This window comes from Chitinophaga sancti (assembly GCF_034087045.1).
Taxonomy (GTDB): Bacteria; Bacteroidota; Bacteroidia; order Chitinophagales; family Chitinophagaceae; genus Chitinophaga; species Chitinophaga sancti_B.
Window position 1 is genome coordinate 2961642 of sequence record NZ_CP139247.1, and the last position, 18936, is coordinate 2980577.

The following is an 18936-nucleotide window of genomic DNA, read 5'->3' on the forward strand; positions in this document are numbered from 1 at the left end:
AAAAAGAAGGATCTGCCACCCGGCAGATCCTTCTTTTTTTAAAGGCAGATCCTTTTATCTGTATAAACTTAAAGTCGTATCCAGTTTGGCCATCTTCCCTGCATCTTCCACCATATTCAGGTGCAACCACACGCTGTCCTTCCCTCTTTTTTCCATCTTTACCGCCAGCACATTTTTCTCAGGCATAATCACATCGCTGGTGATCTTTTCAAATAAAAAGAACTTATCCTGCACCAGGCTAAATGTCGGGTGTCGGTCTATAATGTCTATTGACTTGGTTTGCAGGGCAAAATCATCATCGATCCGGTACCTTTCCATCCGGGAGTCAGACAATAACCCTAAACCGGTAATAACCGCCAGTGTACGCAACGGCGGCAGGAGCAACCCGACTGCCATGACAAAGGGAAAACCATAAAATGCCGCCAGGTATACCCGCTTTCCGGATACTTCAGGTTGGGTCAGACCATATAATATAATGGCAGAACCAGCATAAAGAGTGAAGAATACCCGTTCCGTATAGGTGCCTTTAAAACCGTACCCGCTGATCAGTAAGATCACGGAGAGGACAGCAAAAAATAGCATGGTGAGATGGAAATACCACATCAGTTGGGTGATCACAGGGGCTTTCACCTTCTTAATCTTGCAGGAAACGGCTGCGAGAAAGCAGGTAGCCAGGACGGTAATGGTAAACATAGGTAAGGATAATTCGGCACTAATATATAAATAATTTATATTATTTAGTTAATTACCTCCTCCCTAACGGTAGGTCGGGGAGGAGGTAATTAATCTTTGCTTTTTTCACCATTAAACAATAATTTTGCCCCTGCCTTTGGGAAAAGCCAAAGGCATTTATCTTTCAAACTTTAAGAGTAACAGCATGCGTCAGATAGCTTTCAGACAAGCCTTACGAGAAGCCTTACAGGAAGAAATGCGCCGTGACGAGCGGGTTTTCCTGATGGGAGAGGAAGTAGCCGAATATAACGGAGCCTACAAAGTTAGCCAGGGAATGCTGGATGAATTTGGGGAAAAAAGAGTGATTGATACCCCTATCGCCGAGCTGGGTTTCACAGCAATCGGTGTAGGTGCTGCTCAGAACGGACTTCGTCCTGTTCTGGAATTCATGACCTGGAACTTCGCCGTACTGGCCCTGGACCAGATCCTGAATACTGCTTCTAAAATGCTCGCTATGAGTGGTGGACAGGTAGGTTGCCCGATCGTATTCCGTGGCCCTAACGGTTCCGCTGGTCAGCTGGGTGCTCAGCACTCCACTGCTTTTGAAAGTTACTATGCAAATATCCCAGGTTTAAAGGTGGTATCTGTTTCCAACCCATACGATGCTAAAGGTCTGCTGAAAGCGGCTATCCGTGACAACGACCCGGTTGTGTTCATGGAAAGTGAGCAGATGTACGGTGATATGGGTGAAGTGCCTGAAGAAGAATACATCATCCCAATCGGTAAAGCTGATATCAAACGCGCTGGTAGAGACGTTACCATCGTTTCTTTCAATAAAATGATGAAAGTTGCACTGGGTGCAGCTGAAGAACTGGCTAAAGAAGGTATTGAGGCTGAAGTGATCGACCTCCGCACCATCCGTCCGCTGGACTGGTTCACCATCCTGGAGTCTGTTAAAAAGACCAACCGCCTGGTGATCGTTGAAGAACAGTGGCCATTCTCCAGCATTTCTTCTGAGATCTCTTACAGAATTCAGAAAGAAGGCTTTGATTACCTGGATGCACCTATCCGTCGTATCACTGCTGTCGATGCTCCAATGCACTACGCACCAAACCTGGTGAAACTGTATCTGCCGGATATCGAAAGAACAGTGAAACTGGTGAAGGAAGTAATGTACATGAAGAAGTAATTTATTTCAGGGAAATAGAAAAAGCCGTCTCAATTGAGGCGGCTTTTTTATTTTAAACCAAATAACTTTTTAATTAAACCAAATAAAATAAGTCAGATTAATTTCATCAGGCGAAATCAATTTAATTTCTAAAAAATTCTCAACCAAATAAGTCAGAAGACAAATAACGGTCTCCCCTGTCACAAATAATACAAACAATCACTCCTTTATCCAGCTCCTTCGATAACCGCTCTGCCGCAGACACCGCACCACCACTACTCATGCCACAAAATACCCCTTCTTCCCTGGCTAGTCTCCTCGTCATGGCTCTTGCCTCGTCTTCCGCTATATCCATGATCCTGTCTACCCGCTGGCGATCAAAGATCTTTGGCAGGTAAGCTTCCGGCCATTTGCGGATACCTGGTATCTTTGACCCATCCGTTGGCTGACAACCTACGATCTGTACTGCTTCATTCACCTCCTTCAGGTATTTAGACACACCCATAATGGTACCTGTAGTACCCATAGCACTTACAAAATGGGTCACCGTACCTTCGGTATCTCTCCATATTTCAGGTCCTGTGGTTTTATAGTGCATGTTGTAGTTGTCAGGGTTGCCGAACTGGTTCAGCATATGATAACCGCCTTTGGCCACCTGGGCATTGGCATAATCAATAGACCCTTCCATAGATTGCTCCTTAGGCGTGAGGATCACTTTGGCCCCAAAGGCTTCCATGGTCAGCACTCTTTCGCGGGTAGCATCTTCCGGCATTACCAGTTCGATCTCCACGCCAAACAGGCTAGCGATCATAGCCAGTGCAATACCTGTATTGCCGCTGGTCGCTTCTATCAGTTTAATACCGGGTTTCAGTTCCCCTCTGTCCAGCGCACCTTTGATCATGCCATAGGCCGCTCTGTCTTTCACACTACCTCCCGGATTGGTGCCTTCCAGCTTGGCCAGAATGGTCACATTCGGATTGGCGCTGATGTTCTTCAGCGTTACCATGGGCGTATTACCTACCAAATCCAATATTCCTTTTCCTTGCATCAGTTATATAATTTTATCACACGTTCACTGTGTTCATACTCCCGTCCGCCCTATAGTAGATCCTGCTGAAAGGGTCTGTGCTTTTGATGAGCCATACATTACCACCGATAATGCTGTGGTGACCTACCACCGTATCTCCACCCAAAATGGTGGCGCCGGCATAAATTACAACATGATCTTCGATAGTCGGGTGTCTTTTGCTCCTCGCCATATCCTTGTCTACACTCAGGGCGCCTAATGTAACACCTTGATACAGTTTTACATGCGCCCCGATTTCAGTGGTTTCACCGATCACGATACCAGTGCCATGGTCCATGCAGAAGTAAGGAGCGATGACCGCAGCAGGGTGAATGTCGATACCAGTACGGCTATGCGCCTGTTCCGTGATCATACGGGGCAGGAGGGGGACGTGCAGTTTTTGTAAAGCATGGGCTATGCGGTAAAATGCAATCGCATAAAACCCGGGATATGCCCTGATTACCTCATAAAGGCAGGTAGCGGCAGGGTCACCCTGCAACAATGCTTCTGCATCTTTATTCAGTGAATCATAAATATCTGGCGCCTGCGCCATAAATTGCTGGCTCAGCTTTGCAGCATCCGCAGGCAATTGTGGTTGCATGGGTTGTAAAAGGTGTTGCAATGAGGATTGCAACATATGCGCATATTCTTCTAACAACACCACATCTGGCATTACTTTCCCCTGATATTCAGGAAATAACCAGTTGATAAAGTTATTCGCAAACTCGTTTACAGCGCTAGTCGAGGGATAGGCGGTTGCAGCAGCTTGCTGATGCCTTCTCCTTAATTCTTCTAAAAGTTGTTGCATATGCAAGTGAATTACAGGCCTATAGTGAATCTTCCTATTACCTGAAATTACGTAAAAGTCCATAAAAGTAGTAGATAAATATCAAATTGATCGATGAAACCCGATTTGCTACCCAATCCTTTTTTATATTATTTTTGCCTGTTGTTCACTAAAACCAAGATATGGCCAACATTCTGATAATAGATGACGAAAAGAGTATCCGCAAAACACTGTCGGAGATCTTAAGCTATGAAGGTTACAAGGTAGACGAAGCTGCTGACGGCGCTGAAGGCTTTAAGATGTTCAGGGAAAAGCAGTATGATGCGGTCCTTTGCGATATTAAAATGCCTAAAATGGATGGGCTGGAATTTCTGGAAAAAGCAAAAGAAGCAAATCCGGATGTTCCCATTGTGATGGTGTCAGGCCATGGCAATATCGATACAGCGGTGGATGCCGTGAAAAAGGGAGCCTATGATTATATCTCCAAACCTCCGGATCTGAACAGGTTGTTAGTCACCCTGCGCAACGCGATGGACAAAAGTACCCTGGTGGCAGAAACCAAAGTACTCCGCCGCAAAGTGAACAGAACCCAGGAAATGATCGGCCAGTCAGCTCCTATCCTGAAGATCAAAGAAACCATCGAAAAGGTGGCGCCTACCGATGCCCGCGTACTGGTAACCGGTGAAAACGGGGTAGGTAAGGAGCTGGTAGCCCGCTGGCTTCATGAGCGTAGTAACCGCGCTTCCGGCCCTATCGTAGAAGTGAACTGCGCTGCTATTCCCAGCGAACTGATAGAAAGTGAGCTCTTTGGTCATGAAAAAGGTTCCTTCACCTCTGCCGTAAAGCAACGTATCGGTAAATTCGAACAGGCAAGCGGTGGTACCCTCTTCCTCGATGAAATTGGCGATATGAGCCTCAGCGCCCAGGCCAAGGTACTCCGTGCCCTGCAGGAAGGTAAGATCACCCGTGTAGGTGGCGATAAGGAAATCAGCGTAGACGTTCGTGTGGTAGCGGCTACCAACAAGGACCTGCTGAAAGAAGTGGAAGACAAGAACTTCCGTCTGGACCTTTATCACCGTCTTTCCGTGATCCTGATCCACGTACCATCTCTGAACGATCGTCGTGACGACATCCCTGCCCTGGTAGAACACTTCCTGGAAAGTGCCTGTCAGGAATACGGTATGGCAAAGAAAGGTATCGAGAAGGATGCCATGAAAGCGCTTCAAAACCACAACTGGTCCGGTAATATCCGTGAACTGGGCAACGTGGTAGCGAGATTGGTCATTCTTTCCGGCAAGACCATCACTTCTGAAGATGTAGTGGACTATGTAGTTCCTAACAGAGAAAAGAAGAAAGTGAATGCATAATATTTAAAAATGCTTCTGCTGTTCAGGCAGAAGCATTTTTTCCAATTTGTTAATCACCATGGCCAAACACCTATACTTGTTAAGTGGTATGGGCTCCGATGAACGGGTGTTTCAGAACATTTCTTTTCCGGATCAGTATATCGTCCATTTTATTCCCTGGCTCACCCCACTGCCGGATGAAACCCTTGCCGGCTACACTTCCCGCATGACAGCACATATCCCTGCCGATGAAGATATAACCCTGGTGGGTGTATCTCTGGGAGGTATTCTATCAGTCGAAATAGCCCGCCAGCGCCCTGTGAGCAAAGTGATCCTGATCAGCAGTATCAAGACTACCGCCGAGCGCCCTGTCTATTTCAACCTGGTACGACGTACCCGCCTGCTGTCATTACTGGCTTTGCCGGATGCCATCCTTTTTGGAAAGCACCGGGACCTGATGATCCCCTTCTTTTTGAATGCGGAATCACCGGCAGAGAAGGAACTACTACTGGATTATGCGAGGAATACGGACTTTGTGTACCTCCGTTGGGCCATTAAGATCCTCATCGGTTGGGAAAATGAAGTTGTACCTTCCTCCCTGGTGCACATCCATGGCGGTAAAGACCTAACTTTACCGATCAGTACTGTCAAAGCGGATTACGTGATCCCCGATGGTGGTCACTTTATGGTATATAACCGGGCAAAGGAAATTACCGATATACTAAAAAAAGAGCTGAACTAAACAATGTTAAAATATTTTAAGAAAACTTTTATCTGTTATTCAGTAGCTTGCAAACAACAGAATATTATATTTGTAAAATTAACTATCTTAAACAACATCTGAATGAACCTGGCTTTTTGGAAGAAGAATAACGAGGGTCAGCCAAAGAAGAAAAAATCTGCAATAAGAGAGTGGTTTGATGCAGCCATATTCGCTATCATCGCTGCTACCCTGATCCGCACTTTTATTTTTGAGGCATATACCATTCCTACCCCGTCTATGGAAAAAACTTTGCTTGTGAACGACTTCCTGTTTGTAAGCAAAATCAGTTACGGTCCACGTATCCCAATGACGCCGCTGGCAGTACCATTTACCCATCACACCCTGCCGTTTACAAAGTATTCCAAAGCCTATTCTGAAGCAGTACACTGGAAATACAGACGTTTACCTGGATTCTCTGATGTAAAACGCTATGATGTAGTGGTGTTCAACTTCCCTGAAGGAGATACTGTGGCCCTGGAAAATCAGGACCAGAGCTACTACCAGATGGTGCGTGCTTATGGCCGCGAAACAGTGTGGGAGCAGAATCACGTGATTTCCCGCCCTGTAGATAAAAGAGAGAACTATATTAAGAGATGTATGGCTGTTGCAGGCGATACCCTCACTATAAAAGACGGAGTTGTATTCATCAACGGGCAGCAGGCGCCTATTCCACCAGAAAGTGAGCGCCGTTACTGGGTAACCACTACTGGTGATGCCCTGAACCCTTCCCGCCTGGATGAAATGGATATCGACGCAGGTACAGATGGTCCTTACGATTCTGCTAAGTACAGGTACAACCTGACGCCAGCAGCAGCAGCGACCCTGAAGTCCTGGCCGGTAGTAACGAACCTCGTACCATTTGTAAATCCAAATCCTGAAGAAGTGGCAGTGTTCCCTCATGATACTGCACACTACCACTGGACAGAACATAATTTTGGTCCGCTGTACATTCCTAAAAAAGGTGCAACAGTAAAGATCGATGCGACTACTATTGCTTTCTATGATCGCATTATCAGCGTGTATGAAGGCAATAAGCTGGAAAACAGAAACGGTCAGATCTTTATCAATGACCAACCTGCTACCTCCTATACATTCAAAATGAACTATTACTGGATGATGGGGGATAACCGCGATAACTCACTGGATTCACGTTACTGGGGTTTTGTGCCGGAAGATCATGTGGTAGGTAAAGCGTGGCTGATCTGGATGAGTTATGGTAAAGGCAGTATCCGCTGGAGCCGTTTGTTCAGAACAATTAAGTAGTTCAATTATAATTCTTATAGCAAAGCCATTGCCGCAGGCAATGGCTTTGCTATTTTTTTTACTTTTTGTCAGTGTATTCCTTCAGTTCGTCAGTTCTTTTTCGTCATCCTTGCCTGCTTTCCGTTCTTTGTGTCATAAAATCAGTAACACATGAAAGCCTTCTTCCTTAGTTGTTTTTGTTTGATCAGTAGTCATCTGTTCGCACAGGTAGCCGATACCAGCGCCCTTTATAAAGCCATCAAAACGGGTGACAGCCTGATCTTCGACATCGGTTTCAACACGTGTAACCTGGCACCCTACAATGACATCTTCGCAGATGATTTTCGTTTTTATCATGATAAAGGTGGTATCACCTTTGGCAAAGCAGCCTTTATCGAAAGCATGCAAACCGGCATCTGCAAACAAAAGAATAAGTTAGAAAGGTTTTTAGTTCCCGGTACACTACAGGTCTTTCCATTGGCAAACAATGGCGTACTCTATGGTGCTATTGAAAATGGTGACCATGCCTTTTATGTCACAGAGAAAGACAAACCCCGTTACCAGACAGGTGTGGCAAGATTCACGATCGTCTGGCTATTGGTCGATGGAAAGTGGAAAGCGACCGAGGCATTGAGCTATGATCATCGTGCAAAGTAGCTGGCTACAGGCCTTTCATCCATTTTTTTCGTAATTTCAGGCATGGACAAACAAAAATTCACATTCGAATATACCTCATACAAAGATAGTAGCGAGCTCTCCCCGGCAGATGAAAAACTGCTCAACGAAGCCCGCAAAGTCACAGAAAACGCCTATGCACCTTATTCCAATTTTTATGTAGGCGCCATCATTCAATTAGAAAATGGGGCAACCGTACCCGGTACCAACCAGGAAAACGCAAGTTACCCAGTAGGCATCTGTGCAGAAAGAACTGCACTGTCCACTGCGTCTTCCTTATACCCCGGCGTAGGCATCGATACCATTGCTGTTAGTTATAACAACAAGAACGGTGGTAAGAACGACGCCCCCATTTCTCCCTGTGGCATCTGCCGTCAGACCATTTCTGAATATGAAAACAGGCAACATAAACCTATCCGTATTATTATGAGTGGACAGAGTGGAAAAGTGTACATTCTGCAGACAGCACAATACCTGCTGCCATTCGGATTCACCGCAGAAGATATGGAGTAGAGAGAATTTGATTATCTTTACGGACTACTCAAACCTATGTTGTATATCCGTATCCTATGTATGCTTGTGCTGGCATTGCTCACTGTGCATACCACTTACAGCCGCACGCGTTATTCTCTGATTCCATGCAAAACGGAATTTCCACCCTTATGTCCAGCTATCACATATTATCATAGTGAAGGTCCAGGTGGCGACAGCTCTTACCTGCATACCATCAAAGCAGCTATAGAAAAAGAACCCAAAGAACCACTTTTCTATTATGCTTTAGGCGTGATCTATTTTAATAACCGGCAGTTTGCCGAAGCCGTATCGGCATTTGAAGCAGCAGCAGACAATGGGTACAAACGGGATGCAGATTATTATCTTCACATAGGTACAGCCTGTATGCAATCCAAACAATATAACAAAGGCGTTCGCCACCTGCATCGCTGTCTGGACCTACGTCCAAAGGATACAGCAGCCATTCAGGCAATCGCGCAGAATAGTTATGTCAACGGCGATTATCAGCAGGCGATCACTTACTGGCAGCAATTGTTAAACATTCAACCAGAAAACGCTTTTGCAAGGTTTATGCTGGGAAAATCATATATCGGTAACGGTGATACAAAGAAAGGAGGGATGTTGTGTGACCAAGCGACTGCAAACTTATAATCACTGCAGGCTTAGAATAAAAGAAGTTGTATCATGCTTTTCAAAATTACTTATTGGACTACCTATCCTCATCAGGTACCAGAATTAAAAGAGGCCATATCGTACTTAGATACGGCCTCTTTTAATATATATTTACGTACTCTTTTAGAAATATTTACATTTTCTCAGGTACATCAATACCCAACAGTTTCATCGCGGACTTAATCGTATTGGCAGTCAGCATAATGATCTGCGTACGCAACTTCTGCTTTTCAGTCGTTTCTGCTTTGGTTACAGAATACGTATACACACCATCTACTTTTTCAGCATAGAAACTATTAAAAGTCTGCGTCAAATTATACACATAATTTGCAATTACGGAAGGGCTCATTTCAATCGCTGCTTCTTCCAGTACCGTTTCATATTGCTCATTCAGCAGGATCAGTTCCTTCTCCAATGGCAACAAGCTGCCCTTATGACAGTAGCCTTCCAGCTTTGTGACATCAGGATTTACATCACGGAGAATTGATTTGATACGTGCATGACCATATTGCACAAATGCGCTGGTAAAGCCATGTAACGCAATAGATTCTTCCGGATCGAATACCATTTTCTTCTTAGGATCCACACGCAGCAGGAAGAACTTCAGACCACCCAGTCCAATCATTTCATACAGACCATCCAGCTGGTCATCACTCAGGTCTTTCAGTTTATCGGTGTTGGTATTTATCTTTGCAGTCGCAATCATTTCATCGATCAGGTCATCTGCATCTACTACGGTACCTTCACGGCTTTTCATACGACCATTTGGCAATTCGACCATGCCATAAGACAGGTGGAAGATGCCATCCGCACCCGGTTCCTGCATTTTTTGAAGGATCAGTTGCAGTACTTTGAAGTGATAGTTCTGTTCATCTGCTACCACATATACACTACGATCCATGTGGAAGTCTTCGTACTTCAGGCGGGCAGTACCCAGGTCCTGCGTGATATATACAGAGGTACCATCGCCACGCAGCAGGAGTTTTTCATCCAGCCCATCAGCAGTGAGGTCAATCCATACAGAGTTATCTTCTTTTTTGAACAGCACACCTTTTTTCAGACCATCTTCTACGAGGTCTTTACCCAGCAGGTAGGTATTGCTCTCATAGTACATTTTGTCGAAGTTGATGCCCAGGCGTTTGTAAGTTTTATCGAAACCTTCGTACACCCAGCCGTTCATAGTAGCCCACAGGGCACGTACTTCAGGGTTACCGGCTTCCCACTGTTGCAGCATGATCTTTGCCTGCTGCATGATCTCTGTTTGTTTCCTTGCCAGTTCCTTGATATCGTCGTTGATCTTTTTGATCTTTTCTGCATCCGCCTTTACTTCAGGCTTCTGTGCGGCAGTGACCAGTTTCTGTACTTTGTCCAGGTCTTCACCACTAAAGTCTCTGAAATCACTTTCCAGTGCTCTTGTCATGATCGGCTCAGTCTGTTCTTTCAGAATACTTTCGAACTTCACATAGTAGTCGCCTACCAGATGATCGCCTTTGATACCGGTGCTTTGCGGGGTATCGCCATGGGCAAAGATCTGCCATGCCAGCATGGATTTACAGATATGAATACCTCTGTCATTGACGAGGTTTGCCTTGATGACTTCATAACCATTGGCTTTCAGGATTTCGGATACAGCATAGCCAAGGAAGTTATTACGCAGGTGACCCAGGTGCAGTGGTTTGTTGGTGTTAGGGGAAGAGTATTCCACCATCACCTTCTTACCATTGGCTGGTTTTCTGCCAATATTTCTGGTGTTAAAGCGTTGTTGCAGGTCCTGCACCCAGTACTTTTCAGCAATGGAAAGGTTCAGGAATCCTTTGATGACATTATAGCCAGCAATGAGCTCAGGAAAGTTAGCTACCAGGTAAGCACCCAGTTTATCGCCGGTTTCTTCTGGTTTCAGTCGGCTGAATTTGGTAAAAGGGAACACAAGGATGGTGTATTCACCTTCAAATTCAGGTTTGGTAGAATTGATGGCAATACCCTGAGCAGGAACTTCCTGATCAAAAATGGCCTTGATGGCCTTGGCCGCAGCCGTTTTTATATTAAATACTACACTCATGCTGAAACATTGTTGCGAGCGGCAAAGGTAAAATAAAAAACGCTCCCACCTCAGGTGGGAGCGTTTTCTGTGAAAATAGATATATTATAACTTAAACTTCTTATTGAAAGTGTAAGACAAACCGATGCTCGCTACACTGTTCTTATGTGTTTCTGTCGCATTCTTATATGCATCCGTCAGCCCAAACATATAGCGTGCAGTTACACCTACACCAATGGGGAACTGGTAGCCCAGGCCAAAGCCTAATCCAAAATCAGCTGTTGTCATGTCATCTTTGGTATCAACGGTCACTTTACCAGCCTTTACCTTGGATGATGCAAGAAAGCCTACCTGTGGCCCCGCTTCGAGGAAGAACTCTTCAACCAGGTGTACCTGGAACATCACGGGGATATTGATGTAACCCAGTTTGGTCGTATACTTATTATCAAATGCATCCCTGTAATAGTACCCCTGACCGGAATACAGCAGTTCTGGCTGCACGGCAAACATGTCATTCAGCGCAAAATTGGCAAAACCACCTGCGTAAATCGAAGCTCTTGTATGTGAATTATCAATGTTTGTCAGTTTGGCTACATTTAAACCGCCTTTAACGCCGAAAGTGAGGGTTTGTGCTTTGGCACCTGCTACAGCGCAGGCTAACAGCAGTACAACAAGAATAGATTTTTTCATAATATAAGGTTAAAAATTTCGTCAAAGGGTTCAAATATTATGCCGAACCTTTATGGGTAGGGCCCTCTACGATACTGACAACCTCGACTGACATAATTGCATGTCATATCCCGTTGGCATAAAGATTGACTTATAGCCCGATGAAGACAAATCTATCTACAACTACAATCGAGAATTATATAAACTATGGGAAAGATAATAGGTATCGACTTAGGAACTACCAACTCTTGCGTTGCCGTAATGGAAGGTAACGAGCCGGTAGTAATTGCAAATGATGAAGGGCGTAGAACGACCCCTTCCGTGGTAGCGTTTTTGAAAAACGGGGAGAGAAAAGTAGGTGACCCAGCAAAACGTCAGGCTATCACAAACCCAATTAACACCATTATGTCAGTGAAGCGTTTTATGGGACGCCATTTTGACGAGGTGTCTAATGAAATTCCTCACTGGAGCTATAAAGTAGCCAGAGGTGAAAACAATACGACCCGTATTGACATCGACGGTAGATTATATACACCACAGGAGATCTCTGCAATGATTCTTCAGAAAATGAAGAAAACTGCTGAAGATTACCTGGGTCAGGAAGTAAACGAAGCAGTTATCACTGTTCCTGCTTACTTCAACGACGCTCAGCGTCAGGCTACAAAAGAGGCTGGTGAAATCGCCGGTCTGAATGTACGCCGTATCATCAACGAACCTACCGCAGCTGCACTGGCTTATGGTTTGGACAAAAAACACCAGGATAGCAAGATCGCAGTATTTGACTTAGGTGGTGGTACCTTCGACGTATCCGTACTGGAATTGGGCGATGGCGTATTTGAAGTAAAATCTACCAATGGTGATACACACTTAGGTGGTGATGACTTCGATAAAGTGATCATGGACTGGCTGGCTGAAGAGTTCAAAAAGGACGAAGCAGTTGACCTGCACAAAGATCCAATGGCATGGCAGCGTCTGAAAGAAGCAGCAGAGAAAGCAAAGATCGAGCTGTCTTCTTCTCAGGAAACTGAAATCAACCTGCCTTATATCACCGCTGTAGACGGCGTGCCTAAGCACATGGTGAGAAAACTGACCCGCGCTAAATTCGAGCAGCTGAGCGACAACCTGGTGGAAAGAACACTGGAGCCTTGCCGTAAAGCACTGAAAGATGCGAACCTGGGTGCTTCCGAAATTGATGAGGTGATCCTGGTAGGTGGTTCTACCCGTATTCCTAAAATTCAGGAAGTAGTAGAGAAATTCTTTGGTAAAAAACCAAACAGAGGTGTAAACCCTGATGAAGTAGTAGCGATTGGTGCTGCGATCCAGGGTGGTGTACTGACCGGTGAAGTAAAAGATGTACTGCTGCTGGACGTAACTCCACTGTCTCTCGGTATCGAAACTATGGGTGGTGTAATGACCCGTCTCATCGAGTCTAACACAACTATCCCAAGTAAGAAATCTGAAACCTTCTCTACCGCAGCTGACAACCAGCCTAGTGTTGAGATCCATGTACTGCAGGGTGAGCGTCCAATGGCTGCTCAGAACCGTACACTGGGCCGTTTCATCCTCAACGATATTCCTCCGGCACCACGTGGCGTTCCCCAGATCGAAGTGATCTTCGATATCGATGCGAACGGTATCCTGCACGTAACTGCAAAAGATAAAGGAACTGGTAAGAGCCAGAACATCCGTATCGAAGCAGGTAGCGGTTTGAGCAAGGAAGAAATCGAAAAGATGAAAGCTGAAGCAAAAGCGAACGAATCTACCGATAAAGAAGCACGTGAAAAGGTCGAGAAACTGAACCAGGCAGATAGCCTGATATTCCAGACAGAAAAACAACTGAAGGAATATGGTGACAAGATCTCTGCAGATAAAAAAGCACCGATTGAAGCTGCCCTGGGCAAGCTGAAAGAAGCGCACAAAACACAGGAAGTAGCAGCTGTAGATGCAGCTGTAGCTGAACTGAACAACGCATGGACCGCAGCTTCTGAAGAAATGTACAAAGCTACGCAGGAAGGTGGTGCACAACCACAGGACGGTCAGCAACAACCTCATGGCAGCACAGCTGGCAATGAAGGTGTAACTGATGCAGAATTCGAAGAAGTGAAATAAGCTTTTAGCGTAAATAGTTTGAAAAGGGCAGTATCACCAGATACTGCCCTTTTTTTTTGAAAATAGGGTTTCATCATTACTGTGGGAGAATGCCTGCTTTTTGTAAAATGGTTTCGTTACCGTGAGTGAATACCCGTTATCCTGAATGTTTTTTTGAAAAAGGGTTTCATTACTGTGGGAGAATGCCTGCTTTTTGTAAAATGGTTTCGTTATCGTGAGTGAATACCCGTTATCCTGAATGTTTTTTTGAAAAAGGGTTTCATTACTGTGGGAGAATGCCTGCTTTTTGTAAAATGGTTTCGTTATCGTGAGTGAATACCCGTTATCCTGAATGTTTTTTTGAAAAAGGGTTTCATTACTGTGGGAGAATGCCTGCTTTTTTGAATGTTTTATTATATTTATATCCTATGCAATTGACACTACATCCATTCGAATTAAAGTTTAGATATACATTCACGATCTCACGCAAGTCCAAAGATGTACAGCCATTACTGGTCGTAGCCCTTGAACAGGATGGATTTAGTGGCCTGGGAGAAACTGCTGATAATGCCTATTATAACATGACCGTACCCCGGCTCATGGAGGATATCAATGCCCACCGTGCCCTCATCGAAAACTATCAGCTCACCACACCAGAAGCATTCTGGGAAACTATGTATCCACTGCTGAAAGATAACCTCTTTGCACTCTGTGCATTGGACCTGGCAGCCCATGATCTGTATGCGAAAATACAGGGTAAGAAACTGTATGAAGTGTGGGGACTGGATATCTCTCATAACCCGATGACGGATTATACCATCGGCATCGATACCGTGGAGAACATGGTGAAGAAGCTGGAAGAATTTCCATGGCCCATCTACAAGATCAAGCTGGGTACAAAAGATGATATTGCTATCATAAAAGAACTACGCAAACATACAAATGCCACCTTCAGAGTCGATGCGAACTGTGCCTGGGGTGTGGAAGAAACCCTGCGCAATGCCGCTGCCTTTGCGGAACTGGGCGTAGAGTTCATCGAACAACCTATGCCTGCTGAAAACAGGGAAGGTATGAAAGAAGTATTTGCGAAATCTGCACTGCCATTGATCGCCGATGAGAGCTGTATCACGGAGTCAGATGTAGCAGCCTGCAAAGGGTTGTTCCATGGTATCAATATCAAACTCACCAAGTGTGGAGGAATCACGCCTGCCCGCAGGATGATTGCCGAAGCACGGGAACTGGGATTGAAAGTGATGACGGGTAGTATGAATGAAAGTACGGTCGGTACATCGGCAGTGGCTCACCTGTTGCCTTACCTGGATTATGTAGATATGGATGGTCCGTTGTTACTGGCGGAAGATGTAGCGGATGGTGTGAAGATCATAGATGGGAAGATCTACTATGCCGACAGGCCGGGTACAGGTGCAATCCTGAAATAATCCGTTATGAAAAATAGTACCCTTATTTTGTTGTTGCTGTGTTGCACGATCCATTTGCAGGCACAGCAGGTAGCCCGGTTTACAGTAAAAGCAGGAGCATATTCCTGTGCGAATTTACCCGTTAGTGCCGCTTTCGATACTTTTTTGGATGGAGAAGAGTTGCAGCTGGTAGAGATCAAAGGGGAAGAACGCATTCAAACCCCATTTCAGGTCGAACCCGGCAGGATCTGGATGTTGCTGAGGGGTAATACCCAACCCGGAGAAACACGTGTATTTGAGCTGGAAGAGAAGAAGCACCGATCAAAACTAATGACCAATACTATCTGGTCTGTTGTTGATAGCACCGGGGTGTTGACAATCGCAGACCTGGACAAGGTGCGTTTACAATATCATGCATCTGTGATGAAAGCACCTCCCGGGGTAGATAGTATTTATCAGCGCAGTGGGTTTATCCATCCTTTATATGCCCCCAATGGCCAGATCCTGACCAATATACAGCCCAAAGATCATTATCATCACTATGGCATCTGGAATCCCTGGACGCACACTTCCTTCAAAGGAAAAGAAGTTGACTTCTGGAACCTGCAAAAGAAAGAAGGCCGGGTGGAATTTGTAAGTTTTGTAAGTAAAACCATGGGCAACGTATGGGGAGGGTTCAAAGCACTGCAACGCCATGTAGCTGGGGAGGAGCCAGCCATAGATGAATTGCTGGATGTAAAAGTCTATTACAGTGGTAAGGATACCAGCCGTTATATATGGGATTACACTTCAACACTGAATTGCGCTGTAACAGATGGCATAACCCTGTTGCAATACCGGTACGGTGGCGGTTTTGGCTTAAGAGCCACTGCCGATTGGAAAGCAGGCAACACCACTTTGATCACCGATGGGGGTACCACCCGCAATAATACAGACAGTACCCGCGCCCGCTGGGTAAAAATAACAGGCAATACTGCTAAAGGTCGTTCTGGCATGTTAATCCTCTGTGCACCTGACAATTTCGACGCACCGCAACCTTTGCGGATATGGGATGATAAAGCAGAACATGGGGAACTGATGTTGAATTATAGTCCGACGAAAATGAAGCAGTGGCGATTGGAATATGGCAGGGAGTACAGACAGCGTTATCGTATAGTAGTATTCAACAATGATTTATCAGTAGCAGAATCAGAAGCAGCCTGGCAGGTATTTGCCCATCCACCACAGGTTACCTGCGTCTTACTTCACGAAAAGCAATAATCGCATTGAACAGGCCCACAAAACCCATAAGGAGCATAATAGCGATGAGGCCCCACTGACCGGTAGCCCGGTAAATGAAAAGTTCTACCCTGGATAGCCGGTTAAAACTACCTGCGTCGAAACTGTGGTAAAATTGCATATACCGCAGCAAGGCAAAACCAAAACCAATGATAGTCAGCAACGTCGTCCAGACAACGGTGGTCCAGGTGGAGGCATCTTCATCATGACGTTTTGTAGACATGATAGTAATATACATAAAAAAAGCTTTTGTCGAAAGACAAAAGCTTTTTACTGCTCAAATATATATATGTATAGTCTTATATAGCAATTGCATGTTCCTGTTCCTGGCTAGCGGCTACCAAAGCTTCCAGCAGGGCTTCTTTTGCAAATGGCTGGTCAAACCACTTGTCCACACTCGCATACACAATTTTCAGAGAAGGTGTCAGCACATAAATACCCGGAACCGGTACATCTGCTTCGACGCCTGCTACTCTATCCCAGATAGGGTCAGTCGTAGCATATAAACCTGCCTTCTTAGCGATACCATTGTACTGATCAAAGATCGTAGCAAATGGCAGCTGATACTGTGCAGTAGCGTTTTCAAAAGTTTGTTTATCATCAGTCGTTGCTACCACCAGCTGACCACCTAATACACGGATATCAGCATATACTTCCTGCAGTTTTTCCAGCAGTGTATTACCATAGTTATTCCAGTGAATAGAATGGAATGCCAGTACCAGTGGACGGTCAATTACCTGTGTTACAGGCAGAGAACCATTCAATGTTTTGAGCGTATCAGAAGTAGCAATGATGTTCTTTTTATGTATATGGAAGGAAGGTAAAGTCTCACCTGCCTGTAATGGTTTGATCGGTGTTCTGTCCTGGCTTCTTTTAGGAAAAAATTCAACTTCGAATTCAGGAGCGATGTCAGCGTATCTGTATAAATTGTTATTGATAGTGGCCATGTTAGTAAGGTTGATTTGATTTGTTAATGGTAGTTCGATTTTTAAGAAACGGTATAAAAGGCTAGTGTCACATGCACATACAACAGCAGGCATTTGGGGGTGTAGAACAAAATTGGCCATTGAATTTTTCTGATGTTGTTCTGTTAGGCATGTGATTAAATTTTTAGATGATTGCCTGTTATTAACAACACAAAGATAATGGAATTTCTATTACCCCACCAACTTTGTAGGGTAATATTTTTTATGATTGATTTTCAATTATTTGTATTCGAAATTTCGGTAGGGAGTAACATTGGGGCGCGGGTTTTCCTGACTTTATCTACATCCGCCTTCCATTCCGGACCGAATAAACGGTGCATTTTAACATCTATATCTTCTATTATAGTAGACAGCTTATTTGCAAACGCATACTCGTAGTAGTCACGTAGAATATAGATATATAGAGAGGCACTGATTTCATCATCCGATAAATGTGCGCCTGCTTTGTAGCCTCTTTCCAACACATCATAATGTCTGCCAGCGTCTTTACGCCTGCACAACTCTGCTGCCTGGTACCAGGCATTCAGTGCTGAAGTTGGCAAATTTTGCTGTTCCGCAAATTCTGCCTGTTGCATATATAAAGGAATGGCTTCAGAGAATCGTCTCCTGATTTGTGCATAGGCTGCCTGGTAACCGTAAAATTGTATAACAAGTGGTAAGCAGGCAGGATCTTTTTGCAACATCCCTTGCTTTGCAATCCGTAATCCTCTTTCTAATAATTGTGGGATCTGTGGTTCCCGTTTTAAATGGAAAAGCAAACCTGCATACATGATATGTGCGGTAGCAAACAATCCTTTGTTTCCGCTACGCTGTGTACAATCTAATGCCTGCTGGCCCCACTTATGCAGTCGTTTCACATCTTTATCCTTCAGTGCATTTCCCATTTCAAATACACATTTTCGCAGCATAATTTCAGGATTGTTCGGATCGCCTTGTCCTGCTAATTTCTGAATGGCATTAGATAGATCCATGGGCACATGCAGGTTGCAGATCATACCGGGAAATTGTTTATCAGCAATGGTGAATTGTTCATTGCCTACATGATCAATGAGCATGATTTTTACACCATCAGGAATACCTTTTTTTAATAAATTACTGATCCATTTTTTTAGATGTAGTGTATTGCTGACTTCTCTGGGAATCAGTGCTAATACTAAATCACGTGACAATGCATGTCGAAAGGAAGCAAGCATTTTTAATAACAATTCATCATTCAAAACAGAATTCCTGTAAGGCTGTGCATCCCATTTAAATGCTGCTTGTGTAATGATGGATGAACTCTTATCATATTCCGCTAACCAATCTGTTATCAATGCACCACTGAAAGTATCGGTATCTGTGAATGCTGTCAGCTGTGTTACAAACACCTCTGGTAACCGGCCGTTCGCAGTCGATTCCAGTTTACAAAATCCTTCATACACCCGCGATTCTTCGGGCCTGATCAGCACACGTACAAATTTGAATGTAGGTTTATTAGCGACTTTGTCCATCCAGGCCTGCTGGATTTTCAGCACCAGTTGGGCGATTGGATTATGTTCATTCATGCTACAGTTAT

18 protein-coding genes are annotated in these 18936 nt (G+C 44.7%); 10 read left to right on the forward strand and 8 right to left on the reverse strand.

The genetic code is table 11. From position 1 onward, the window contains the following. Nucleotides 1-54: 54 nt before the first annotated feature. Nucleotides 55-693 (reverse strand): hypothetical protein, encoded by a 639-nt coding sequence (locus SIO70_RS12345; protein WP_320581162.1) that lies wholly within the window; start codon nucleotides 691-693, stop codon nucleotides 55-57. Nucleotides 694-877: 184 nt separating this feature from the next. On the opposite strand from SIO70_RS12345, the gene SIO70_RS12350 reads away from it, so the two are divergent. Beyond that, complete coding sequence (locus SIO70_RS12350) at nucleotides 878-1861, forward strand: pyruvate dehydrogenase complex E1 component subunit beta (protein WP_320581163.1); 984 nt, start codon at nucleotides 878-880, stop codon at nucleotides 1859-1861. A 139-nt stretch (nucleotides 1862-2000) separates the two neighbouring features. On the opposite strand, the gene cysM is transcribed toward SIO70_RS12350, so the two are convergent. Next, nucleotides 2001-2888 (reverse strand): cysteine synthase CysM, encoded by an 888-nt coding sequence (gene cysM, locus SIO70_RS12355; protein WP_320581164.1) that lies wholly within the window; start codon nucleotides 2886-2888, stop codon nucleotides 2001-2003. 16 nt (nucleotides 2889-2904) lie between these two features. Then, nucleotides 2905-3714: a serine O-acetyltransferase gene (locus tag SIO70_RS12360; protein ID WP_083720407.1), complete on the reverse strand. Its 810-nt coding sequence runs from the start codon at nucleotides 3712-3714 to the stop codon at nucleotides 2905-2907. 161 nt (nucleotides 3715-3875) lie between these two features. On the opposite strand from SIO70_RS12360, the gene SIO70_RS12365 reads away from it, so the two are divergent. From SIO70_RS12365 to SIO70_RS12390, 6 genes are all read left to right on the forward strand, one after another. Further along, complete coding sequence (locus tag SIO70_RS12365; RefSeq protein WP_320581165.1) at nucleotides 3876-5060, forward strand: sigma-54 dependent transcriptional regulator; 1185 nt, start codon at nucleotides 3876-3878, stop codon at nucleotides 5058-5060. A 58-nt stretch (nucleotides 5061-5118) separates the two neighbouring features. Next, nucleotides 5119-5781, forward strand: a complete 663-nt coding sequence (locus SIO70_RS12370) for an alpha/beta hydrolase (protein ID WP_320581166.1) — start codon at nucleotides 5119-5121, stop codon at nucleotides 5779-5781. 102 nt (nucleotides 5782-5883) lie between these two features. Continuing rightward, on the forward strand, nucleotides 5884-7065 hold the full coding sequence (gene lepB, locus SIO70_RS12375; protein WP_320581167.1) for a signal peptidase I: 1182 nt from the start codon (nucleotides 5884-5886) through the stop codon (nucleotides 7063-7065). Nucleotides 7066-7215: 150 nt separating this feature from the next. Beyond that, nucleotides 7216-7701 (forward strand): nuclear transport factor 2 family protein, encoded by a 486-nt coding sequence (locus SIO70_RS12380; RefSeq protein WP_320581168.1) that lies wholly within the window; start codon nucleotides 7216-7218, stop codon nucleotides 7699-7701. Nucleotides 7702-7743: 42 nt separating this feature from the next. Beyond that, on the forward strand, nucleotides 7744-8232 hold the full coding sequence (gene cdd / locus SIO70_RS12385; protein WP_320581169.1) for a cytidine deaminase: 489 nt from the start codon (nucleotides 7744-7746) through the stop codon (nucleotides 8230-8232). Nucleotides 8233-8268: 36 nt separating this feature from the next. Then, on the forward strand, nucleotides 8269-8883 hold the full coding sequence (locus SIO70_RS12390; protein ID WP_320581170.1) for a tetratricopeptide repeat protein: 615 nt from the start codon (nucleotides 8269-8271) through the stop codon (nucleotides 8881-8883). A 154-nt stretch (nucleotides 8884-9037) separates the two neighbouring features. Here SIO70_RS12390 and SIO70_RS12395 read toward each other — a convergent pair whose 3' ends face one another. Further along, the gene (locus SIO70_RS12395; protein WP_320581171.1) at nucleotides 9038-10963 is read right to left on the reverse strand and encodes an arginine--tRNA ligase; all 1926 of its coding nucleotides are present in this window, start codon (nucleotides 10961-10963) and stop codon (nucleotides 9038-9040) included. 84 nt (nucleotides 10964-11047) lie between these two features. Next, nucleotides 11048-11632 carry a porin family protein gene (locus tag SIO70_RS12400; protein WP_320581172.1) on the reverse strand — a complete coding sequence of 195 codons (585 nt, stop codon included), beginning with the start codon at nucleotides 11630-11632 and terminating at the stop codon, nucleotides 11048-11050. Between the two features lie 186 nt (nucleotides 11633-11818). On the opposite strand from SIO70_RS12400, the gene dnaK reads away from it, so the two are divergent. From dnaK to SIO70_RS12415, 3 genes are all read left to right on the forward strand, one after another. Next, nucleotides 11819-13720 (forward strand): molecular chaperone DnaK, encoded by a 1902-nt coding sequence (dnaK, locus tag SIO70_RS12405; RefSeq protein ID WP_320581173.1) that lies wholly within the window; start codon nucleotides 11819-11821, stop codon nucleotides 13718-13720. A 407-nt stretch (nucleotides 13721-14127) separates the two neighbouring features. Beyond that, a complete protein-coding gene (locus SIO70_RS12410; RefSeq protein WP_320581174.1) occupies nucleotides 14128-15138 on the forward strand; it encodes a dipeptide epimerase in 1011 nt (336 codons plus the stop codon). Nucleotides 15139-15144: 6 nt separating this feature from the next. Next, the gene (locus tag SIO70_RS12415; protein WP_320581175.1) at nucleotides 15145-16377 is read left to right on the forward strand and encodes a PmoA family protein; all 1233 of its coding nucleotides are present in this window, start codon (nucleotides 15145-15147) and stop codon (nucleotides 16375-16377) included. Here SIO70_RS12415 and SIO70_RS12420 read toward each other — a convergent pair. The 3 genes from SIO70_RS12420 to SIO70_RS12430 all read right to left on the reverse strand — a co-directional run bounded on the left by SIO70_RS12420 (nucleotide 16346) and on the right by SIO70_RS12430 (nucleotide 18925). Further along, a complete protein-coding gene (locus SIO70_RS12420; protein ID WP_320581176.1) occupies nucleotides 16346-16633 on the reverse strand; it encodes a hypothetical protein in 288 nt (95 codons plus the stop codon). The genes SIO70_RS12415 and SIO70_RS12420 overlap by 32 nt on opposite strands. 61 nt (nucleotides 16634-16694) lie before the next feature. Then, nucleotides 16695-17342 carry a redoxin domain-containing protein gene (locus SIO70_RS12425; protein WP_320581177.1) on the reverse strand — a complete coding sequence of 216 codons (648 nt, stop codon included), beginning with the start codon at nucleotides 17340-17342 and terminating at the stop codon, nucleotides 16695-16697. Nucleotides 17343-17596: 254 nt separating this feature from the next. Next, nucleotides 17597-18925 (reverse strand): hypothetical protein, encoded by a 1329-nt coding sequence (locus tag SIO70_RS12430; protein ID WP_320581178.1) that lies wholly within the window; start codon nucleotides 18923-18925, stop codon nucleotides 17597-17599. Nucleotides 18926-18936 lie beyond the last annotated feature (11 nt).